Annotated in this window: 3 protein-coding genes and 1 pseudogene; all 4 read right to left on the bottom strand. The window is 62.1% G+C overall.

All coding sequences use genetic code 11. The features are described 5' to 3' along the window. Positions 1 to 321: 321 nt before the first annotated feature. Positions 322 to 1,905, bottom strand: coding sequence for an IS66 family transposase (tnpC, locus tag VKR55_RS10980; protein WP_414642338.1), 1,584 nt, complete (start codon positions 1,903 to 1,905; stop codon positions 322 to 324). Between the two features lie 51 nt (positions 1,906 to 1,956). Beyond that, positions 1,957 to 2,322 carry an IS66 family insertion sequence element accessory protein TnpB gene (gene tnpB / locus VKR55_RS10975; protein ID WP_324402764.1) on the bottom strand — a complete coding sequence of 122 codons (366 nt, stop codon included), beginning with the start codon at positions 2,320 to 2,322 and terminating at the stop codon, positions 1,957 to 1,959. After that, positions 2,319 to 2,672: an IS66-like element accessory protein TnpA gene (tnpA, locus tag VKR55_RS10970; RefSeq protein WP_324402762.1), complete on the bottom strand. Its 354-nt coding sequence runs from the start codon at positions 2,670 to 2,672 to the stop codon at positions 2,319 to 2,321. Before tnpA ends, tnpB begins: the two co-directional genes overlap by 4 nt. Positions 2,673 to 2,789: 117 nt before the next feature. After that, positions 2,790 to 3,049, bottom strand: a pseudogene (locus VKR55_RS10965) (hypothetical protein); the annotation flags it as partial.

The raw sequence follows: 3,049 nt of genomic DNA, 5'->3' as shown, positions 1-3,049 counted from the left end.
AGTGTCGATCAGTGTCAAAACTGCTTGTCAGGCGACCTGCGAGGCCGCATCGCTCGGCCCCGGGATGACTTGAGTCCTTTTGCTGGCACTAACCGATATTCATGAAAAGCCCGCTGAAATTCGGCCAAGATCTGTGCCCGTAGCTCGTCCGCGCTCAATTGCTCAGGCACAGCATCGTTGTCAGTCGCCAGAAATTGGGTGGGGCTTGCCAAAGCCGCGATCAAGTAACTCGCGGATAGCCGCAATGCTCGTGAGCGGTGCTGCAGCACCCGTTGAGTTCTGGCTTGATTTGCGCTCGGGGGTGTGAAGCGCGAGGTAAATTCAAGCAGCGAGTTGCTGTTGGCGCGCAGCGGCCCAGGTCCAGGGAAGGAGTTCGTCGAGGCGATTGTTCGGCCAAAGATTGATTAGGCGGGTCAGGACATCGGCGAGCCAAGCATGTGGGTCAACGCCAGACAGTTTGGCTGTTTCGATGAGCGAGGCGAGAATCGCCCAATTTTCAGCGCCGTCATCGTGACCCGCGAACAGAGCATTTTTGCGCGTCAAAGCTTGCGGGCGCATCGAACGTTCGACAATGTTGGTGTCTAGCTCGATGCGGCCATCATCGAGGAAGCGAATGAGGCCATCCCAATGCCTCAGCCCATAACGAATGATTTTGGCCGTGTCGGAGCCACCCGAGAGCCGCGCCAGCTGATGTCCGAAGAAGGTTTTGAGAGCGTCAGTGAGCCGGCGCGATTTTGCCTGGCGCGCGGCGCGGCGTGCATCGGCGCTGGTGCCACGAACGTCCTTCTCGACAGCGTAAATTTGCGCGATGCGCGCAACCGCTTCCGTAGCAATAGGCGCATCGCCCCGCTCGGCGATTTTGAAGAACTCGCGCCTCAAATGGCTCCAGCAGAAGGCGACGGTGATCCTGTCAGCCGACAGTTTCTTGTAAGGGGCATAGCCGTCGCACTGCACGATGCCGCGATAGTTCGCGAGCAGCCTCTCGAGATGCTCGCTGCCTCGACCGGGCGCGTAGGTGTAGACGACGGCCGGCGGGTCGGTTCCGCCCCAGGGCCGGTCATCGCGCGCCATCGCCCAGAAGTAGCCGGTCTTGGTCTGACCGCGCCCGGGATCGAGCACCGGCACCGGCGTTTCGTCGACGGCGAGTTTGGCAGAGGTGAGAAGATTTGCTTTGAGCCGTCCGTACAGCGGCATCAATTCCGCCGCCGCATAGCCGACCCAGAAGGCCAGCGTCGAGCGGTCGAGATCGATGCCCTGGGAGGCCAACATTTTGGACTGGCGATAGAGCGGCACGTGCCAGCCGTATTTGGCCACGAGCACGGAGGCAACCAAAGCTTCGGTCGGCAGGCCGGATTTGATCAGATGCTCCGGCGCTGGCGCTTCCACGATTTTCTCGCAGCCCCGGCAGGCGAACCTGGGCCGGTGTGTGACGATCACCCGGTATTGCGTCGGGATCACGTCGAGCCGCTCGGAAGTCTCTTCGCCAATCACATGCATCTGACTCTTGCAACATGGGCAGCTCATGTCGGCCGGCGCAACCGTCTCGTGAATGCGCGGCAAATGGGCCGGCAGCGCGCCACGGTTGATCCGCCGTTTCCGCGGCGGCACATCGGCGGCTTGCCTGTTCTCCTCGCTCGCCTCCGCCTTGGCGATCGCCTGCTCGAGGTCCTCCAGCGCCAGATTAAGCTGATCGGGATGAAGCTTGGCGAGCCGCTCGCTCTTCGGCTCGAAGCCTTGCGCCTTGCGCAACAGCCCACGCAGGCGGTCATTGAGTTCGATCACTCGGTCGCGCTCGGCAATCGCGGCATCGCGCTCGGCGATGGCGTTCAATGCAACCGTGCGCAGCTCATCAATGTCGTCGGGTAGCGAATCAATCGATCGGTTCACGATCCAACGACAGCACATCGTCGACGATTTGCCACAGCCAAATTGGCGCCTGATTCACTTCACCGCAGGTTACTGCACAGCTTCCGGCGCAGGTACGCGTCGCGCCCTCACGCGCATCCAATCCAGACCCTCGATCAGCGCAGCCAATTGTGCCGCCGACAGCCGCATCACACCGTCCTCGATGCGCGGCCAGCGGAATTTGCCACCCTCCAGCCGCTTGGCGAACAGGCACAGGCCGGTGCCGTCCCAGAAGAGCAGCTTCACTCTGTCGGCTCGTTTGGCGCGGAAGCAGAAGATCACGCCCGAGAACGGATCGACCTTCAATTGTTCCTTCACCAGGGCCGCAAGCCCGTCCATCCCTTTGCGGAAGTCCACCGGCTTCGTTGCCACCAGAACCCGTACCGGCCCTGGCGGTATCAGCACTCCACCGGTCATGCGTTCGAGCGCCGAACCGCACGCAGCACCGCTTCAACGTCTCGCGCCTCGGCGCCGCCCGGTACCCGCACCTTGATGGTTCCGATCACGATCTCGATGGCGGCAGAGCGACGCTCATGCGCGGTTTTGATTGGCTGTGCCGATTCCATTGGTACCACAGGCACGAAGGCTGGCGTCTCATCGGCCGGCAGCGCGAACTGGCCCTCCTTGGCCGCCCTGATCCAATTCGACAGCTGCTGCGGAGCGAGATCATGTCGTCGCGCCACGTCCGCAATCACCGCACCCGGCGCGATCGCCTCGGCAACGATCCGCCCCTTCTCATCATCGCTCCATCGCCGGCGGCGGACCACGCTCGTGATTTCCACATGGCGCCGAGCGACCTTCGTGTCGTCACTAATGTCTTCCATAATGTGCACACGACCTCGATCCACGAGAACTACGATCGTGCACTGCTCACGGTCATTCAGCTATGTGGGATAAAAGCACCGCTTACGGTTGTCGCGCCAACGCAATGTGAGCATGTCGCCGTTCGCCTCGACGACGATGGCCTCGTACCAGCCCTCCCAACGATCCTGATTTGCGACGACCAGATCGCCGAGGCCGATCTCTTGCCAATTCCGCGGCAAACGGGGGGCCGAGCCGCCAGGGGTTGAACCCGACGCCCCTGAGGACCCGTTCGGTGGGCTTGTGGGATGGGTGTTTCCATTCGCAGCGGCTGCGACCAGCT

The organism is Bradyrhizobium sp. (assembly GCF_035309285.1).
Lineage (GTDB): Bacteria > Pseudomonadota > Alphaproteobacteria > Rhizobiales > Xanthobacteraceae > Bradyrhizobium.
The sequence above is the reverse complement of the archived record's forward strand: the minus strand, read 5'-3'. Positions and strand labels throughout refer to the sequence as shown.